Genomic DNA, 17637 nt, shown 5'->3' on the forward strand with positions numbered 1-17637 from the left:
TCCATGAGTGCGTCCGGCAATGATCCGACTGTTGAAATCCGTGTTTGTTTTTTTTGCTTTGTCGTCGGCTGTGGTTTTACCCGCGATGGCCGAACCAGGTATCACTTGGCCGATGGGCTGGGAGGTTGAAGCATTGCCGGAAACCGCGCCGCCAGTCTCGCGGCAACGGGCGGTGAAGCTCGACGCCGACGGCAATCAGGTGATGGTGATGGAGTTGACCATGACGCAAGTCGAGGCGGGGCATCAGGTCAATCTGCAAGGCGTGCTGCTGGAGATGCGCAAATCGATTCAGAAGGATTTCTTCCGTAGTGGCTATCAGAGTGTCTGCAACCGGATTCATCCGGCAGCACTCGGTTCGTTGAGCGGGCTGGAGACGACCTGCACGGTCACCGAGAACGGTCGACACGTATTATCACAAACGTTGGTGGCAGCTGTGGAAACAGACAAGGCTTACGTACTTTCATATGCCGGTCAGGCCGACGTTTATAAGGCGAGCGCCGACGATATAGACGCGGCGCGCAACAGCCTGAAATTATAAACGTTCGTACTAACTCGCAGCAGTTCGCTTGCCGGAAAGGATTAAGCACATTGTTTGATCAAGCGCTCGATGTAACATCGCGCAGCAAAATGTTTAGCATGTTGATTCAGAAGCGTTACACAAATTTCCAACTTGTTCGATGAAAATCATTTCATTTGTTAGATATTGTCAATAAAAAAGCCCTGCAACAGGCAGGGCTTTTTGTTGGCGTCAGATTAACCACGCAACCATGAATCAACGGTGGCTGCACCGTACTGTTCTTTCCAGGCCTTCAGGCCGCGATGGTTGCCGCCCTTGGTTTCGATCAGCTCGCCAGTGTGCGGGTTCTGGTAAACCTTGACCACGCGGGCGCGGCGGGTCTTTGGCGCTGCGGAGGTCTGCAGGCCGGACTTTGCCGGGTTAGGATGGAGGATTGCGATGATGTCTTTCAGGCCTTTGCCATAGGTTTTCATCAGTCCCTGGAGCTTTTCTTCGAATTCGATTTCTTTCTTCAGTCCGGCATCGTTCTTCAGCGATTCCAGCTGTTTGAGCTGTTCCTGAAGGGCCTTTTCAGCTGCGCGAAATTCAGCGAGTCTGGACAATATCTTTACTCCAATAGTGTGTTTGGCTGATACCAACCGCAAACAAAGCTATAAGCCAAGAGCCTGGAAGCGACTCGGTGATAATTGGCTCACCTGCCAGTCTGGCTCAGGTTGAAAAAATTGTAGTAGTTAATGCGACAAGAGTAAATCCTGATGTTGTCGCCATGTAACAACAATGACCTTTTGTATCAATTTGGTGCGGTTGTTCGGCGAGCAGTGTCGGCGATTTAATGATGAGTTAATGCTTCGAGGAAATCAGCGCCAGGCATCGGTCTACCGTACAAATAGCCCTGCAAAAAGTTAACGTTATGCTCGGTCAGGTAATCAGCCTGGGCCTGAGTTTCGACACCTTCGGCAACAATGCCCAAGTCCAGTTTGGCCGACAGTTCTATGATGGAGTCGAGAATATGCCTCGATAACGCGTCTACGCCGATCATGGCCACGAAGCTCTGATCGATTTTTAGAAAGTCGACGTTGAAGGTGCGCAGATAACCAAGGCTTGAGTGTCCGGTACCAAAGTCGTCGATCGCGATTTTTACTCCCAGTGCATGCAATTGCTCAAACAGCTGAAGCGTGACGTCGCTCGGCTCGATCAGTTCGCGCTCCGTCAATTCCAGTACCAGTTCGACGCTGCCGGGCGCAAATGCCGCCACGAGGTCACGACAATCTTCGACCAGCTCCAGATCCTGGCAATGGCTGGCGCTGATGTTGATGCCAATATGGAAAGGCTTGGCGAAAGCCGCAGACTGCGGTCCCAGCAGGGCCGCAGTCTGTTGCATCAGCGCGCGGGTCATCGGCACGATCAGGCCTGAGTGCTCGGCAAATGGAATGAACAGATCCGGGCGTACCAGCCCCTCTTTCGGGTGATTCCAGCGCATCAGCACTTCGGCACCCGACCATCGCTTGCTGTCGCCGTGAACCACGGGCTGGAAGTACGGAATGAATTCCCCGGCCTCGAGTGCGCGCATCATTTCGTGGCTGGGCGAGGTCGATCGCTTCTGAACGAAGTGGCCAATGGCACCGGAGATTGCACCGAAGAAAATCAACAGACTGAACAGCGGAGGATATTCAGCCGCCATGTAACGCCGGACTTCGCCCTGGGGGAAACCCGCCGACACTTTGAAACCGTAACGCTCGGATTCCAGCAGGCTGTTCGCGACCGGCGGGGCAGGCAGTGATCCCTGATGGACTTTGCCGTCGGCGGACAGCCAGTTATCGCCCACTTGCAACATCAGTAATGTCTGGCGGCCGATCAGGCGCAGGATGTTGCTCAAGTGATAGCCATCCAGTGTGGTCAGCGCGCCACCACGACCGTCGCTGAGACGGTAGATCAATAATGCCGTATCAGGCGTCACCGGATTGCCGTTCATCAACCACAGTTTGCCTTGATGATAGTCCCCGGCATTAACGGCTTCATGGAACGCCCCGAAGAGTGAGCTGCAGTAGAGATTGTTGTCCCAGACCAGATTGGTCGAGCGCACGAAAGGGCGGCGGGTCACCTGTTCGCGCAGGGCCAGTTTCACCTCTTCGCAATTTTTCCCGGCAAGCGGCAGCAGGACCCGGGCAGCTTCTGCGGTGTTATCGAGCATCAAGTCGAACTGTCGCAACGCTTGTTCGGCCGTTTCTCTGGCACTTTGCTGCAGAGTGCGTTCTGCCTGCATATAGAGAATCACACTGCCCAGCACGATTGGCAGCAGGCTGCTGAGCAAAGTCACAACGTTGCGGGTGCTGCGTTTGCGGCGGGGTCTGCGGGTCAGCGGCATGGACACATCCTGTGGAGTCGAAGTCCGGCCCGATAGACAATTGAGCCAGAGGGGAGAATAGATCGCAGATGGCTCTTGCGCCGTACGAAAAAAAGCGGATTTTATACAGAGGGCAGACAGGTCCCGTTACGCTGTGTAGAATCGATTTACGCATACAATAATAATCGTCTTCTGGCAGCAGAAGCCTCGCCCGCAGGAGCCTTGGGTCGACAATGAAGATATTCGGGTTCCAACTGATCTACGGAGACTTCCTCGCGCGCAGCGTGCGTGGCATCTCCTGTGCGCCTCCCTCTACATCACTTTCCTGACAAATAACCCTGGTTAATTGATAAGAAATGATGAGGCGTCACCATGGCAGATTTATACGAAAACCCAATGGGCCTGATGGGCTTTGAGTTCATCGAGTTCGCAGCGCCGACTCCCGGCACGCTGGAGCCGATCTTCGAGATCATGGGCTTCACCAAAGTCGCGACCCACCGTTCCAAGAACGTGCACCTCTACCGTCAGGGCGCGATCAATCTGATCCTCAATAACGAACCCAACAGCGTCGCCTCGTACTTCGCCGCCGAACACGGCCCGTCCGTTTGCGGCATGGCGTTTCGCGTCAAGGATTCGCAGAAAGCCTATTCCCGCGCACTCGAACTCGGCGCTCAGCCGATCCACATTGAAACCGGTCCGATGGAGCTTAACCTGCCGGCGATCAAAGGCATCGGCGGCGCGCCGCTGTATCTGATCGACCGTTTCGGCGAAGGCAGCTCGATCTACGACATCGACTTCGTGTTTATCGAAGGTGTTGATCGCAACCCGGTTGGCGCTGGCCTGAAGATCATCGATCACCTGACCCACAACGTTTATCGCGGTCGCATGGCCTACTGGGCGAACTTCTACGAGAAGCTGTTCAACTTCCGTGAAATCCGTTACTTCGACATCAAGGGCGAGTACACCGGTCTGACTTCGAAAGCCATGACCGCACCGGATGGCATGATCCGCATCCCGCTCAACGAAGAGTCATCCAAGGGCGCCGGGCAGATCGAAGAGTTCCTGATGCAGTTCAACGGCGAGGGCATCCAGCACGTTGCATTCCTCACCGACGATCTGATCAAGACCTGGGATCAGTTGAAGAAAATCGGCATGCGCTTCATGACCGCGCCGCCGGACACCTACTACGAAATGCTTGAAGGTCGCCTGCCGAATCATGGCGAGCCGGTCGATGAGCTGCAATCACGCGGCATCCTGCTCGACGGTGCCTCTGAGCAGGGCGACAAGCGCCTGCTGCTGCAGATCTTCTCGGAAACCCTGATGGGGCCGGTGTTCTTCGAATTCATCCAGCGCAAGGGTGACGACGGTTTTGGCGAGGGCAACTTCAAGGCCCTGTTCGAATCGATCGAGCGTGACCAGGTGCGTCGTGGTGTGCTGACCACTGAGTAATCCGAAATGAAAAAATCCCGGCCTGCAGAGATGCAGCGCCGGGATATTTTAAGATCAAAAGATCGCAGCCTTCGGCAGCTCCTACATTTGGAATGCATTTTTCCTGTAGGAGCTGCCGAAGGCTGCGATCTTTTGCTTTTAAGAGCGGCGTTGGCGCGTCAAATGTTTGAAGCCTTCGAACACCAGCACCACAACCGCCAGCCAGATCGGGATGTAAGTCAGCCACTCGCCCGACTTGATGCTTTCCCCCAGCAACAACGCCACCGCGAGCAACAACACCGGTTCCACATAACTCAACAAACCAAACAGACTGAACGGCAGCAGGCGACTGGCGATGATGTACACCACCAGTGCGGACGCACTGATCAGACCGAGCAGCGGAATCAGCCACATCAGCCCCGGATACTGATCGAAAACGGCCAGGCCCTGTTCGCCGCCCTGCACAAACCAGTAGGCGACCGGCAGCATCAGGGTCATGTCGACCCAAAGGCCACCGAGGTTGTCGGTTTTCAGGTATTTGCGCAGTACGAAGTACAGCGGATAACCGACCACAACCACCAGCGTCGCCCAGGAAAATCCGCCAACCTGGTACAGCTCGTTCAACACGCCAAGGCTGGCGAAAAACACCGCGATTTTCTGCAGGTAAGACAGGCTCTCGCCATAGGCAATCCGCCCGGTCAGCACCATCGCCAGTGGCAACAGGAAATAACCCAGCGATACATCCAGGCTGTAGTCATTGAGCGGTGCCCACATGAACAGCCACAGCTGAACCCCGAGCAGGGCGGAAGAAATCACCAGTCCGGCAATCAGCTTCGGCCTGGCCGCGATCAATCGGAGCAGCTCCAGCACCCGCCGCCATTCCCCGGAAACCAGCATGAACACGGTCATGCACGGCACGGTCAGGAGCATGCGCCAGCCGAAGATTTCCACGCCGCTCAGAGGTGTCAGCAGCGACGTGTAGTAATACATGACGGCAAACAGCACCGAGGCTGAGACCGATAAAGCGATACCTTTAGACAAACTGTCCTCGCGACGTGATGGTTGAACGGGCCGCGCAGGATACGTGGTTTCTGTGCTGAATATTGAGCGGATGCTCATTATTCGAAACATATCGCGTCCATCCGCTCATGCCAGCCTCGTCAAAAGAGGCTGGCAGATGGAGCATAGATGGCAAATGGACCAGCGTTAAGGGGCGCCGTCTGGACTGCTCTTGAATGGATTGCCGAAGTGCTTGAGGTACAGCTCACCAAATTTGTACGAGGCATAATCGGACACATGACCAATGTCGCGGTACACCGGCACGTCATCGACGCTGGTCATGCAGGTACCGTCCTTGCATTGCACTTTTTTTGGATCAAGGACGATCAGTTGCGGATATTCCGCCTGCAATTGCGCGAACAGTGTGGCCATGAAGGGATCTTCAAGCCCCGACCACGGCACCGCCGCACACAGACGGCTTTGTTCAGCACTGCCGAGCATGCCGCGTAACTTGATCTGTCTGAGCAGACACTCGTTGATTCTGGCGGGCATGGGTAGAGTGTTCATCAGCAAGATCGGCGTGGCGCCTGATTCGACGACGATGTCGAGTGCCTGCCGAACCGCCACCCCGAGGCGTTCCTGCGACAGTGCGAGACTGCGTGGGTCATCGAGTTTGGTGACGATCGCGTCGGTGAGGTAGGCCTCCCAGAACTGCCCGATGATCACATATTGAAAATGGCTGCTTGCGATGAGGTCGTAATAACGCTCAGCGGCGTTATGGCATTTTTCATAGAGCGCATTTCTGGCCTTGTACCAGTCGTACAGATAGATTCCGGGTAACGCCAGGCAGGCTGGATAACCCTGGGCAAGAACCGACAGGCCGGCATCCTTGGCCAACGTCTCGATAAATCCCCAATAGTGATTCGAATAGGAGTCTCCGATCAGCAAAGCTTGCGGCTTGGCTAACGGCGCGCCCATGACGCAATCAGGCTCAACCCTGTCGCTGTTCCCCAGGCAATCCTCACGATTGGTCGGTACGTACGCCTTCAAGGTGCTGAACATGGCGATGGAGTCTTCACCAAAACGGTTCGGCCATCCGTCATGATTTTTGCCGGCGGAGTGAAGCAGTGACAGGCCGATGGCGGGCAGCAGCATCAACAGCAGTAGGGTCTTGCCGAAACCGGCCCGTACTTTGCGAAACCTGTTTTCGATGAGCCCGAAGGACAGGTAGCCCATTACGAACGTGACGGCGAAAAAACCAGTTGTCACTGCGGGCGTCAGGTCGACACCCAGGTAGGCCAGCACCGCCAGAATCGGCCAATGCCACAGATACAACGAGTAGGAAAGGGTGCCAATGAACACCAGCGGTTTGAATGCAAGGACATCCGAGGTGATGCTCACATTACCTATGCCGCGAACCAGCAGCAGGGCCGTGGCGACGCATACCGCGACCGCGTGATAGTTGGGGAATCCGCTGAGGATATCGTCCTGGATCGCACAATAGGCGATCGTGACCAGCGCAACCGCGCAAATGAGCGAAGCGCTGACACGACTCAGGCGAAATCTGTCCGCGCTGAAAATGACGGCGCACGAACCAATCATCAACTCGAAGATGCGCGCGGTAAAAAAGTAATAGTTCAGATCGGGAGCGACTCGCGACAGATACAGCGCCAGCGCGGTGGCGGCAAGGGTCAAGCCCATTACCACGCCGCTCAAGGCCCGTTTCGCCACATAGCGATGCAGTAGCCAGATACCCAACGGTAGCAGCAGGTACCACTGCCATTCGATCGCCAATGACCAAGTGTGCAACAGCGGAAGGCTGGCGGCATCGGGCGTGGCGTAGCCGGAAGTCACCTTGGAGAAATACTGGTTGGAGATCAGTAATGAGGTGTACTTCTCGCTTTTCAGGAAGTCGATGTAGTCATCGGGCAAATACAGCAGCGTGGTGATCAGCAAGGTCACAGCCAACAGCGCGACAACGGCCGGTTGCAAGCGCCAGATGCGACTGCTGTAGAAACCCGTGAAGCTGAACGTGCCGTTGTCCAGCGACTTCATGATGATTGAGGTGGTCAGATACCCGGAAATCACGAAGAAGATATCCACGCCGATAAAGCCGGAGGGAAATAACGTCAGCCCTGCGTGAAATATCAGCACGAGCAGGACAGCGATAGCCCGCAGCCCATCAATGTCTGCGCGGTATTCAAGGCCAGCGCTGTGCGATTTACCGGTAGCCGCTACGGGCGGGGATGTATCGAATGCCTCTTTGTTATCGAAAACATTGAACATCGCGCGCAATGGCTTGCGGGCAAACTCGAGGGGCCGATTGAGCATTGACTATCCTGGCAGACTTTTCGAGCGGGCAACCGTAGGTTTGGCTGCATGAAGCTCGGTTCCATAAAGTGGCCAAGTATATAGGTTTTGTTACAAAAGCCTTGATGGGTTTCGAGCGGCCGTCTTTTTCGGAAGAGGGCGCAGGTTAATGTCAGGATCGAATGTGTTTGCGTCCTTACACAAATGGCTCACATCGTTGTCTCGTCTGCTGCCGTGATCTTCACCGCCTGCGCCGGTGTGTAGGCCTGTTGGCGTACGGCGTCACATCGGGTGCGTACTTGCCGTTGAGAGCCAAGGTACTCCACGGCATCACGCCAAGACCGTACTTTTGCGCGGGGTGATCTGCTCGATCTCGGCCGGCGGTCTAAAATCCTTTTTGCCGGTGGGTGGGGAGTCAATCAAATACCAGAAGCCTCAAAGTCCGAAAGGTGAACCCGAATGAAAAACGGCCCGAAAGGGCCGTTTTGGTCATGCCCGAGAGCTCAAGCCCGCAACGTCCGCGTCATCCGCAACGCCAGCAGACTCCCGCCAACGATCACCGCCGCCAGCAGATACAACGCCGCATCCGTCGAGCCAGTGCTGTCCTTGACCCAACCCACCAGGTACGGGCTGAGGAACCCGGCCATCTGCCCCATCGAGTTGATCAACGCCAGCCCACCAGCCGCCGCGCCTGCGCTCAGCATCGCCGTCGGCACCGGCCAGAACATCGGCAGACCAGTCAGTGCGCCCATGGTCGCGATGGTCAGGCCGAGAATCGCAATCGCCGGATTGGCCGCAAAGTTCACTGCGATCACCAGCCCGATCGCGCCCATCAGCATCGGCACCACCAAGTGCCAGCGGCGCTCCTTGCGCAAGTCCGCCGAGCGGCCGACGACCAGCATGAACACCGCCGCGAGCAGATACGGAATCGCACTCAGCCAGCCGATCACCAGGTTGTCGCTGAAGCCGAGGTTCTTGATGATCGACGGCAGCCAGAAGTTGATCGCGTACACGCCGCTCTGGATGCAGAAATAGATCAGGCCGAAGGCCCAGATCGCAGGATTCTTGAACACCGCAAGCAATGAGTCGGTGGCGGTTTTCGGTTTGTTGGCGAGGTCGTCGGCGTGGTCGGCTTCGAGCACCGAACGTTCGTGGGCGGTCAGCCATTTGGCGTTGGCAAAGCTGTCGCTCAACAGGAAATACGCCAGTGCGCCGAGGAACACGGTCGGAATGCCTTGCAGCAGGAACATCCACTGCCAACCGGCCAGGCCACCTTGGCCGGCGGCGAAGTGGTTAAGGATCCAGCCGGAAAACGGGCTGCCGAGCAGACCGGAGACGGGGATTGCCGACATGAACAGCGCCATGATTCGGCCCCGGCGGAACGTCGGGAACCACTGCGAGAGATACAGCACGACGCCCGGGAAGAAACCCGCCTCAGCCGCACCGGTGAAAAAGCGCAGGGTGTAGAACTCGGTCGGGGTGGTGACGAACAACAGGCAGGTCGACAGCGTGCCCCAGGTGATCATCATCAAGGCAATCCAGCGCCGAGGACCGAAGTGGGTCAGTGCCAGGTTGCTCGGCACGCCGCACAGCACGTAACCGATGAAGAAGATGCCGGCGCCGAGGCCATATACGGTTTCGCTGAATTTCAGTGCGTCGAGCATCTGCAATTTGGCGAAGCCGACGTTGACCCGGTCGAGGTAGTTGAACAGGTAGCAGATGAAAATGAAGGGAATCAAACGCAGGGTGATGCGTTTGTAGACGGCGTTTTTACCGTCGTCGATGGTCTGGGTAGCTGCGGCGCTCTGCGACATAGCGGCTCTCTCTTTATTATGATTTTTTGCGATGCAAAGGGTAACGTTGATCGCCCTGAGAGTCTCGGCCACCTTTGGCCGGATTGTCTTTGTGCCTGAGCACAGGGTTTGCCGCCAGACCCTGTGCGGCTGAACAACCGTCCGTGCCTGAAATGAAGGATTGCCGCCGCTATGTTCGAACTCGATCACGACCTTGCCCAGGACATCGTCGACCGGGCCATGGCCATTTTGCCGTACAACGTCAATGTCATGGACAGTCAGGGCCTGATCCTCGGCAGCGGTGAACCGGAGCGCATCAACACCCGGCATGAAGGTGCGCAACTGGTGCTGGCCAACGGGCGCGTGGTGGAAATCGATGCGCAGACGGCGGTGCACCTCAAAGGCGTGCAACCGGGGATCAACCTGCCGCTGTTGCTCGATCAGCGCTTGATCGGCGTGCTCGGCATTACCGGCGAGCCTGAGCAATTGCGCACTTACGCCGAACTGGTGCGCATGACCGCTGAAATGCTCGTCGGCCAGCGCAATCAGCAGGCCGAGCAGCAATGGCGACGGCAGCGTTGCGATGATCTGCTGGCGCTGCTGTTGAGCGAGGCGGGGGATTCGCCACGTCTGGTCGATGAGGCGCAGCAGCTCGGGCTCAAACCGCAACTGACGCGGGTGCCGTACCTGTTCGAATTGGGTCTGGAACACGGGCCGGGGCAAACCGTCGAGGCATTGAGTGCATGGCTGACCTCGCGTTATCCCGACAGTTGGTGTGTTAGTTCAGCCAAGTCTTCGCTGTTGTGGTGTCGCCCGGCCAGCCAGAACGTCGAGCACGATCGACTGCTGGAAAAACTCGATGGCCTCGGCTGGAAGATTCTGCGCATCGCCGTCGGCGGGCAGGCGGATGGCCTGGCCGGGTTGCGCCGCTGTTATCGACGGGTCGGCGACCTGCTGGCGTATGGTCGTGACGTGCTGCCGAACTCGCGGCTGCTGACGCTCAATCGTTATCGCTTGCCGGTCATGCTGTGGCGTCATCGCAACGACGATGCGCTGGACGAACTGCTCAAGCCGCTGCGCCAGGTCATCGCCAAGGACAGCAACGGCCAGTTGCTGGCGACCCTGCGCAGTTGGTGCGAGCACGACGGGCAGAGCCAGGCCTGCGCCGAGGCGTTGGGCATTCATCGCAACAGCCTGCGCTATCGCATGGAACGGATTGCCGAGTTGAGCGGGGTTGATCCGTTGAAGCTGGACGGGATGCTGGCGTTGTACCTGGGGGTGCAGCTGTTGCCGCAGACTGATCCGAATTGATCGGTGTATTTCGGGGCCCCTTCGCGAGCAGGCTCGCTCCCATAGTGGCATGCATTTCAAATGTGGGAGCGAGCCTGCTCGCGAAGAGGCCGGAACATCCAACGCAAGTCTTTTGTGGAAATGAACAATAAACGCCGACGCCACTTGTGCACCCGACCGGCGTCAAGGCGCAGGCCGACTGGCAGCATGAATGCCACTGCAACCGGAGAATTCCCATGAAGATCGTCATCGCCCCCGACTCGTTCAAGGACAGCCTGAGTGCCCAAGGCGTTGCCGAAGCCATTGCCCTCGGATTGGCGCAGGTCTGGCCGCAGGCGACGCTGATCAAATGCCCGATGGCCGATGGCGGCGAAGGTACGGTCGAGTCGATTCTTGCAGCCTGCGAAGGTGAGTTACGCCGCACCCGCGTGCGCGGTCCACTGGGCGCGCCGGTCGACGCTGCTTGGGGCTGGCTACCGCACAACCACACCGCGATCATCGAAATGGCCGAGGCGAGCGGTCTGCAACTGGTCCCGCCGGGACAGCGCGATGCCTGCATCAGCAGCACGTTTGGCACGGGTGAACTGATTCGTGCAGCGCTGGATGCCGGCGCGCAACGGGTGATTCTGGCGATTGGCGGCAGCGCGACCAATGACGGCGGTGCCGGGGCGATGCAGGCATTGGGTGTGAAGTTGCTGGATGCGCAGAATCAGTCGCTGGTGCCCGGCGGCCTGGCCTTGGCGCAACTGGCGCGACTCGATCTGAGTGGGCTTGATCGACGTCTGGCCGATGTGCGTTTCGACATCGCCGCCGACGTCAATAATCCGCTCTGCGGCCCCCACGGCGCCTCGGCCATTTTCGGCCCGCAGAAGGGCGCATCGCCTGCGCAGGTTGAGCAGCTCGATCAGGCGCTGGGGCACTTCGCCGAGCTTTGCGCGCAAGTATTGGGCAAGGACGTGCGTGATGAACCGGGCAGCGGCGCGGCGGGTGGTCTGGGGTTTGCCGCCAAGGCTTTTCTCGGCGCGCAGTTTCAGGCGGGCGTCGAGGTGGTGGCGGAACTGGTCGGGCTCGCTGACGCGGTCAAAGGTGCGGATCTGGTCTTCACCGGAGAGGGCCGCTTCGATGCGCAAACCCTGCGCGGCAAAACGCCGTTCGGTGTCGCGCGAGTTGCCAAGCAATACGCTGTGCCGGTGATCGTGATTGCCGGGACCTTGGGCGAGGGCTATCAGGAACTCTATCAACACGGCATCGACGCCGCGTTCGCCGTGACCAGCGGACCGATGACTCTGGAACAGGCCTGCGCCGAAGCCCCGCGCCTGCTGCGTGAACGCGCCACCGACATCGCCCGGGTCTGGCAACTCGCCACCCAACGCTGAACCGCTTGCCTTTGGTAGGAGCTGTCGAGTGCAAAGGCAGCGGAGCAGTGTTTCATTGTTGTAACGTCCGAAAAAATATTTACTGCGGACCCGAAACCTTCCTCAAGCCTGGCCGATACAACGGTCAGGCGCACACAAAACCAAAACCCAGTGACGCCGGACTGTCGCCCGCTATGGGCCAGTGCTCACGGCATGGATGCTCGTAGTTTCTTTCTTTCGAGAGTCCGACCATGTCCCTGCGTAATCTGAATATCGCGCCCCGTGCTTTCCTCGGTTTTGCCTTCATCGCCTTGCTGGTGATTGTCCTCGGCGTGTTCGCCGTAAGCCGCATGACGGTCATTCGTCAGGCGTCGGTCGACATGGACACCAACCAGTTGCCCAGCGTGACCCACCTCAGCGTGGTTACGGAAAACGTCCTGCGTATGCGCATCCTCTCGTTCCGCGTGCTGGTCAATCGCGAACCGGCCAGCCTGCAAGAGGCAGAAACCCGCATCGCGGTGCTGGTCGACAAGGTGCGCAAAGCCCAGGCCAGCTACGCTGCGTTGCCGGCAGGCCCTGAAGAGCGCGCGGTCTTCCAGACGTTTTCGACGACGCTCGATAATTACCTGCAAGCGCAGAATCAGATGATTGAGCTATCGCGCAAGGGCGATCTGGAAGCGATGCGCGCGTTGATCAACACGCGCATCAAGGAAGGCACCGATCAGATGGGCGAGCAGCTCAACAAGCTGATCGGCATGAATACCGCCGGGGCCAGGGCGGCGGCCACCAAGGCCGGTGAAAACTATGACAGCGCCATCACCGGGATCATCGTCGTCGCGGTGATCGCAGCGCTGGCCACCGTGTTGCTGGCCTGGTTGCTGACCCGTAGCATCGTCACGCCGCTCAACCGCGCGGTGCTTGCTGCGCAAACCATTGCCAACGGCGACCTCAGCAAAGCCATTGAAGACGACGGCAAGGATGAACCGGCGCGCCTGCTCGAAGCCCTGGCCGCGATGCAGACCAACCTGCGCAAAACCATCGAGCAGATCGCCGGCTCCGCCACGCAACTGGGCGCCGCGGCCGAAGAACTCAGCGCCGTTACCGAAGAAGCGTCGCGCGGACTACAACAGCAGAACAACGAAATCGAACAGGCCGCCACTGCCGTCAACGAGATGACCGCTGCGGTGGAAGAGGTGGCGCGCAACGCCGTTTCGACTTCCGAAGCTTCCAATCAGTCGACCCACGCCGCCCGCGAAGGTCGCGATCAGGTGGTGAAAACCGTCGACGCGATCCAGACCATGACTCACGACGTGCAGAACACCGCGCAGATGATCGAAGGCCTCGCCGCGCAAGGTCGTGACATTGGCAAGGTGCTGGACGTGATTCGGGCGATCGCCGAGCAGACCAACCTCTTGGCGCTCAACGCTGCAATTGAAGCGGCGCGTGCCGGCGAGGCTGGCCGTGGTTTTGCCGTGGTGGCTGACGAAGTGCGCGCCTTGGCCCATCGCACCGCACAATCGACTCAGGAAATCGAAAAAATGGTCGCCGGCATCCAGAACGGCACCGGTGAAGCGGTTTCGTCGATGCAGCAAAGCAATCAGCGCACTCAGTCCACGCTGGAAATGGCCCGCGCGGCCGGTGTGGCGCTGGAGCAGATCACGCAATCGATTCACCAGATCAACGAACGCAACCTGGTTATCGCCAGCGCTTCGGAAGAGCAGGCGCAAGTCTCCCGCGAAGTCGATCGCAACCTGGTCAACATTCGCGACCTCGCCACGCAATCGGCCGCCGGTGCCAACCAGACCAGCGCCGCGACTCACGAATTGTCGCGACTGGCAGTGGATTTGAACGCCATGGTGGCGCGTTTCGTGATTTGAGATACGGTGAAGGCTGGAAACCGCGCTAACAGGAGACGTACATGCGCTATTCAGCCTTGACCCAACGAATCGCCGGGGAGGGTGCCGCTGCCTGGCAGATTCACGACCGAGCGCTGGAACTGCGCGCCGAGGGCGTCGATGTTTTGTTGTTGAGCGTCGGCGATCCGGATTTCGATACGCCGTTGCCGATCGTCCATGGCGCGATCGATAGCCTGTTGGCCGGCGATACCCATTACGCCGACGTGCGTGGTCGGTTCGAGCTGCGCAGGCTGATTGCCGAGCGTCATCGCCAGCGCAGTGGCCAACGGGTTGATCCAGACCAGGTGATTGTCCTGCCCGGCGCGCAATGCGCGGTGTACTCGGTGGCGCAATGTCTGCTTGATCCGGGTGATGAGGTGATCGTCGCCGAGCCGATGTACGTCACCTACGAAGGTGTGTTTGGCGCCTGCGGTGCCAAGGTGATTGCGGTGCCGGTGCGCCCGGAAAACGGTTTTCGTGTCGACCCGGCCGATGTCGCCGCGCGCATCACCCCGCGAACTCGCGCCATGCTGCTCAACAGCCCGAACAATCCCAGTGGCGCCAGTTTGTCCCTGCTGATCTGGCAGGAATTGGCGGCGCTGTGCATTCGCCATGACCTGTGGCTGATCAGCGATGAGGTGTACAGCGAGCTGTTATATGAAGGCGAGCACATCAGCCCGGCGAGCCTGCCGGGCATGGCCGAGCGCACCGCGACGATCAACAGCCTGTCGAAATCCCATGCGATGACCGGTTGGCGCATCGGCTGGATGATCGGCCCGATACCTTTGGCCGAGCATCTGGTGAATCTGTCGCTGAGCATGCTGTTCGGTCTGCCGGATTTCGTACAGAAGGCCGCGCAAGTGGCGCTGCAAAGTGATCTGCCGGAAGTCACGCAGATGCGCGAAGAATATCGCTTGCGCCGCGATCTGGTCTGCGAACGTTTGTACGGTTGCCCTGGGTTGCAGCCGATTTGCCCGGATGGCGGCATGTTCGTGATGGTCGATGTGCGCCAGACCGGCCTCGGCGCTCAGGCGTTTGCCGAGCGATTGCTGGAAGGTTACGGCGTGTCGGTGCTGGCCGGCGAAGCGTTCGGGCCGAGCGCGGCGGGGCATATTCGCATCGGGCTGGTGGTGGATCGGGTCAAACTGGCGGATGCCTGCGCGCGGATTGCGTTGTGTGCGGTGCAGCTGTTGCAGGCGCGCAGTGCCTGAGGGTCTTGCATTGCCTGCCCCGGCGCCTTGCTGATCGTTCCCACGCTCCGCGTGGGAATGCCTCTAGGGACGCTCCGCGTTCCAGCTTTCGGAAGGGACGCGGAGCGTCCCGGGCTGCATTCCCACGCTGAGCGTGGGAACGATCAGTACGCAGAGCGTGGGAACGATCAGTTTAGAGGATTCACCAGATTCGCCGGCCGCTGCCCATTCAGCGCCGCCAGCAGATTCTCCACCGCACACCGCGCCATTGCTTCCCGGGTTTCATGGGTCGCCGAGCCCATGTGCGGCGTGGCCACAACATTGCTCAACTGCAACAACGGCGAATCATGATTCAACGGCTCGCGCTCGAACACATCCAGCCCCGCCGCGCGAATACGCTTGTTGCGCAACGCCTCGATCATCGACGCCTCATCGACCACCTTGCCGCGCGAGATATTGATGAAGATGCTCTCCGGCCGCATCAGCGCAAATTGTTCCGCGCCGATCAAACGTTCGGTCTGCGCCGTCAGAGGCAAGGTCAGGCAAATGAAGTCGGCCTGCTGGAGCAACTCTTCGAGGCTGCGATATTGCGCAGCGAACCGCTCCTCGACCGCCGGTTTGCGCGACTGGCTGTGGTAGATCACCGGCATGCCGAAACCGAAATGTCCGCGCTGGGCCAAGGCCTCGCCGATGCGGCCCATGCCGATGATGCCCAGCGTCTTGCCATGCACATCGGTGCCGAAATGCGCCGGGCCGATATTGCGGCTCCACTGCCCGCCACGGACCATGTTCGCCAGTTCGACCACACGCCGCGCGGCAGCGAGGATCAGGGCGAAACCGGTGTCGGCGGTGGTTTCGGTGAGCACGTCGGGGGTGTTGGTCAGCAGAATCTTGCGCCGATTCAGATACTCGATGTCGTAGTTGTCGACACCCACCGAGACGCTGGCAATCGCCTCCAGTTGCGGCGCCAGATCGAGCAGCGCGGCATCGAGTTTCAGGCTGGCACCGAGCAAACCGTGGGCGCGGGGCAGGGCATCGCGCAACTGCATGAGGCCATCGGCGTCGAGGCTTTCGATCAGCGTCACGTCAAACTGCTCTTGCAGGCGCGCCATCAGCGCGGGCGAAAGTTTCTTGTACAGCACGACCTGTTTTTTCATGGCAAAAGTTCCTTCAGGAATGCGCCGGCACACGCGGTGTGGCGGCGGCTTTGGCGACGACGCGATCACTGGCGCCGGGCTTGAGGAAAATTGTCAGCACCACCGACAGCAGCAACGCGCCGCTCATCAACAGATACGACGCGCCGGGCGAGCCGGTGGAGCTGTTCAGATAACCGACCAAGTACGAGCCGCCGAAGGAGCCGAGCGCGCCCATGCTGTTGATCAGCGCCATGGCACCACCGGCAACGTTGGCCGGCAGGATCTCCGGAACGATGGCGAAAAACGGCCCATACGGCGCGTACATGCAGGCGCCGGCAATCACCAGCAGCGTGTACGACCACCAGAAATGTTCGGCGCCCAAGGCATACGAGCCATAAAACGCAATCGAAGCGATCAGCAGCGGCGGCCAGACGAAGCGTTTGCGCTTCTGCAATTTGTCCGAACCCCACGACACCGCGAGCATGCCCAGCACCGCCGCCAGATAGGGCAGCGACGAGAGCCAGCCAGCCTCGATCATGTCCATTTGCGCGCCTGCCTTGAGGATCGATGGCAGCCACAAAACGAATCCGTAGACGCCGATGCTCCAGCAGAAAAACTGCAGCGCCAGGATGATCACCTTCGGCGAACGGAACGCCTCGGCGTAGTTCTTCACAGCTTTGATTCCGACCTGCTCTGCGGCGAGGGCGCTTTCCAGATCCTGCTTTTCCTGGTCGTTGAGCCACTTGGCCTGGGCCGGACGATCATCGGCCAGACGCCACCAGATAAACGCCCACAACACCGCCGGCAGACCTTCGATGATGAACATCCAGCGCCAGCTGAAATGCTGCACCAGATAGCCCGACACCACCGACATCCACAGCATGGTCACCGGGTTGCCGAGGATCAGAAAAGTGTTGGCCCGCGAGCGTTCGGCGCGGGTGAACCAGTGGCAGAGATAGACCAGCATCGCCGGCATCACCGCCGCTTCGACCACGCCGAGCATGAAGCGAATGACGATCAGCCAATAGGCATTGGAGACCACGCCCGTCAGCGTGGCGAGCCCGCCCCAGAGAATCAGGCTGACGAAAATCAGCTTCTTCACGCTGTGCTTTTGCGCGTAGATCGCGCCGGGTACCTGGAAGAAAAAGTAGCCGAGAAAGAACAGCGCGCCGAGCAGCGAGGACAGGCCCGGTGTGATCATCAGGTCTTCGGCCATGCCCGACGCGGCGGCGAAGCCGTAGTTGGCGCGATCGAGATAGGCCAGGCTGTAAGTGATGAACACGATCGGCATGATGTACCACCAGCGGCGGGTGGCGAGGGTAGCGGTTTTCATCGGTGTGACTCCTGAGCTTGTTGTTTTTGTCGCAGCAGGTTCATTGA

The 17637-nt window shown here is 59.1% G+C and carries 13 protein-coding genes and 1 pseudogene; 6 read left to right on the top strand and 8 right to left on the bottom strand.

The window, feature by feature from the left end:
- Nucleotides 1-19 precede the first annotated feature (19 nt).
- Nucleotides 20-538, top strand: a complete 519-nt coding sequence (locus tag KVG85_RS05980) for a DUF4946 domain-containing protein (RefSeq protein WP_217863250.1) — start codon at nucleotides 20-22, stop codon at nucleotides 536-538.
- A 215-nt stretch (nucleotides 539-753) separates the two neighbouring features.
- Here the strand turns inward: KVG85_RS05980 and KVG85_RS05985 are convergent, their stop codons facing one another.
- Nucleotides 754-1119, bottom strand: a complete 366-nt coding sequence (locus KVG85_RS05985) for a histone-like nucleoid-structuring protein, MvaT/MvaU family (protein WP_217863251.1) — start codon at nucleotides 1117-1119, stop codon at nucleotides 754-756.
- A 227-nt stretch (nucleotides 1120-1346) separates the two neighbouring features.
- On the bottom strand, nucleotides 1347-2882 hold the full coding sequence (locus KVG85_RS05990) for an EAL domain-containing protein (RefSeq protein ID WP_217863252.1): 1536 nt from the start codon (nucleotides 2880-2882) through the stop codon (nucleotides 1347-1349).
- 351 nt (nucleotides 2883-3233) lie between these two features.
- On the opposite strand from KVG85_RS05990, the gene hppD reads away from it, so the two are divergent.
- Complete coding sequence (gene hppD / locus KVG85_RS05995) at nucleotides 3234-4310, top strand: 4-hydroxyphenylpyruvate dioxygenase (protein ID WP_217863253.1); 1077 nt, start codon at nucleotides 3234-3236, stop codon at nucleotides 4308-4310.
- 138 nt (nucleotides 4311-4448) lie between these two features.
- On the opposite strand, the gene rarD is transcribed toward hppD, so the two are convergent.
- The 4 genes and pseudogenes from rarD to KVG85_RS06010 form a co-directional block, all read right to left on the bottom strand.
- Nucleotides 4449-5330 carry an EamA family transporter RarD gene (gene rarD, locus KVG85_RS06000; protein ID WP_217863254.1) on the bottom strand — a complete coding sequence of 294 codons (882 nt, stop codon included), beginning with the start codon at nucleotides 5328-5330 and terminating at the stop codon, nucleotides 4449-4451.
- Between the two features lie 165 nt (nucleotides 5331-5495).
- Nucleotides 5496-7619 (bottom strand): acyltransferase family protein, encoded by a 2124-nt coding sequence (locus KVG85_RS06005; protein ID WP_217863255.1) that lies wholly within the window; start codon nucleotides 7617-7619, stop codon nucleotides 5496-5498.
- 229 nt (nucleotides 7620-7848) lie between these two features.
- A pseudogene (locus tag KVG85_RS25920) lies at nucleotides 7849-7976 on the bottom strand (aldo/keto reductase); the annotation flags it as partial.
- A 125-nt stretch (nucleotides 7977-8101) separates the two neighbouring features.
- The gene (locus tag KVG85_RS06010) at nucleotides 8102-9412 is read right to left on the bottom strand and encodes an MFS transporter (protein ID WP_217863256.1); all 1311 of its coding nucleotides are present in this window, start codon (nucleotides 9410-9412) and stop codon (nucleotides 8102-8104) included.
- Nucleotides 9413-9583: 171 nt separating this feature from the next.
- On the opposite strand from KVG85_RS06010, the gene KVG85_RS06015 reads away from it, so the two are divergent.
- From KVG85_RS06015 to KVG85_RS06030, 4 genes are all read left to right on the top strand, one after another.
- Nucleotides 9584-10702, top strand: a complete 1119-nt coding sequence (locus KVG85_RS06015; protein ID WP_217863257.1) for a sugar diacid recognition domain-containing protein — start codon at nucleotides 9584-9586, stop codon at nucleotides 10700-10702.
- Nucleotides 10703-10917: 215 nt separating this feature from the next.
- Nucleotides 10918-12057 (top strand): glycerate kinase, encoded by a 1140-nt coding sequence (locus KVG85_RS06020; RefSeq protein WP_217863258.1) that lies wholly within the window; start codon nucleotides 10918-10920, stop codon nucleotides 12055-12057.
- A gap of 230 nt (nucleotides 12058-12287) precedes the next feature.
- A complete protein-coding gene (locus tag KVG85_RS06025; RefSeq protein ID WP_217863259.1) occupies nucleotides 12288-13913 on the top strand; it encodes a methyl-accepting chemotaxis protein in 1626 nt (541 codons plus the stop codon).
- A gap of 41 nt (nucleotides 13914-13954) precedes the next feature.
- On the top strand, nucleotides 13955-15142 hold the full coding sequence (locus tag KVG85_RS06030) for a pyridoxal phosphate-dependent aminotransferase (protein WP_217863260.1): 1188 nt from the start codon (nucleotides 13955-13957) through the stop codon (nucleotides 15140-15142).
- Between the two features lie 167 nt (nucleotides 15143-15309).
- On the opposite strand, the gene KVG85_RS06035 is transcribed toward KVG85_RS06030, so the two are convergent.
- Both KVG85_RS06035 and KVG85_RS06040 read right to left on the bottom strand, forming a co-directional pair.
- The gene (locus tag KVG85_RS06035) at nucleotides 15310-16278 is read right to left on the bottom strand and encodes a 2-hydroxyacid dehydrogenase (RefSeq protein ID WP_217863261.1); all 969 of its coding nucleotides are present in this window, start codon (nucleotides 16276-16278) and stop codon (nucleotides 15310-15312) included.
- Between the two features lie 13 nt (nucleotides 16279-16291).
- Complete coding sequence (locus KVG85_RS06040; RefSeq protein ID WP_217863262.1) at nucleotides 16292-17590, bottom strand: MFS transporter; 1299 nt, start codon at nucleotides 17588-17590, stop codon at nucleotides 16292-16294.
- Between the last annotated feature and the right edge of the window lie 47 nt (nucleotides 17591-17637).

The sequence above is a fragment of the Pseudomonas triticicola genome, assembly GCF_019145375.1.
Taxonomy (GTDB): domain Bacteria; phylum Pseudomonadota; class Gammaproteobacteria; order Pseudomonadales; family Pseudomonadaceae; genus Aquipseudomonas; species Aquipseudomonas triticicola.

Excerpts from the sequence above, each read along its gene's own strand:
- KVG85_RS05980 (WP_217863250.1), top strand. The coding sequence starts at position 20 with ATGATCCGACTGTTGAAATCCGTGTTTGTTTTTTTTGCTTTGTCGTCG.
- KVG85_RS05990 (WP_217863252.1), bottom strand. The coding sequence starts at position 2,882 with ATGCCGCTGACCCGCAGACCCCGCCGCAAACGCAGCACCCGCAACGTT.
- hppD (WP_217863253.1), top strand. The coding sequence starts at position 3,234 with ATGGCAGATTTATACGAAAACCCAATGGGCCTGATGGGCTTTGAGTTC.
- KVG85_RS06005 (WP_217863255.1), bottom strand. The coding sequence starts at position 7,619 with ATGCTCAATCGGCCCCTCGAGTTTGCCCGCAAGCCATTGCGCGCGATG.
- KVG85_RS06010 (WP_217863256.1), bottom strand. The coding sequence starts at position 9,412 with ATGTCGCAGAGCGCCGCAGCTACCCAGACCATCGACGACGGTAAAAAC.
- KVG85_RS06015 (WP_217863257.1), top strand. The coding sequence starts at position 9,584 with ATGTTCGAACTCGATCACGACCTTGCCCAGGACATCGTCGACCGGGCC.
- KVG85_RS06020 (WP_217863258.1), top strand. The coding sequence starts at position 10,918 with ATGAAGATCGTCATCGCCCCCGACTCGTTCAAGGACAGCCTGAGTGCC.
- KVG85_RS06025 (WP_217863259.1), top strand. The coding sequence starts at position 12,288 with ATGTCCCTGCGTAATCTGAATATCGCGCCCCGTGCTTTCCTCGGTTTT.
- KVG85_RS06030 (WP_217863260.1), top strand. The coding sequence starts at position 13,955 with ATGCGCTATTCAGCCTTGACCCAACGAATCGCCGGGGAGGGTGCCGCT.
- KVG85_RS06035 (WP_217863261.1), bottom strand. The coding sequence starts at position 16,278 with ATGAAAAAACAGGTCGTGCTGTACAAGAAACTTTCGCCCGCGCTGATG.
- KVG85_RS06040 (WP_217863262.1), bottom strand. The coding sequence starts at position 17,590 with ATGAAAACCGCTACCCTCGCCACCCGCCGCTGGTGGTACATCATGCCG.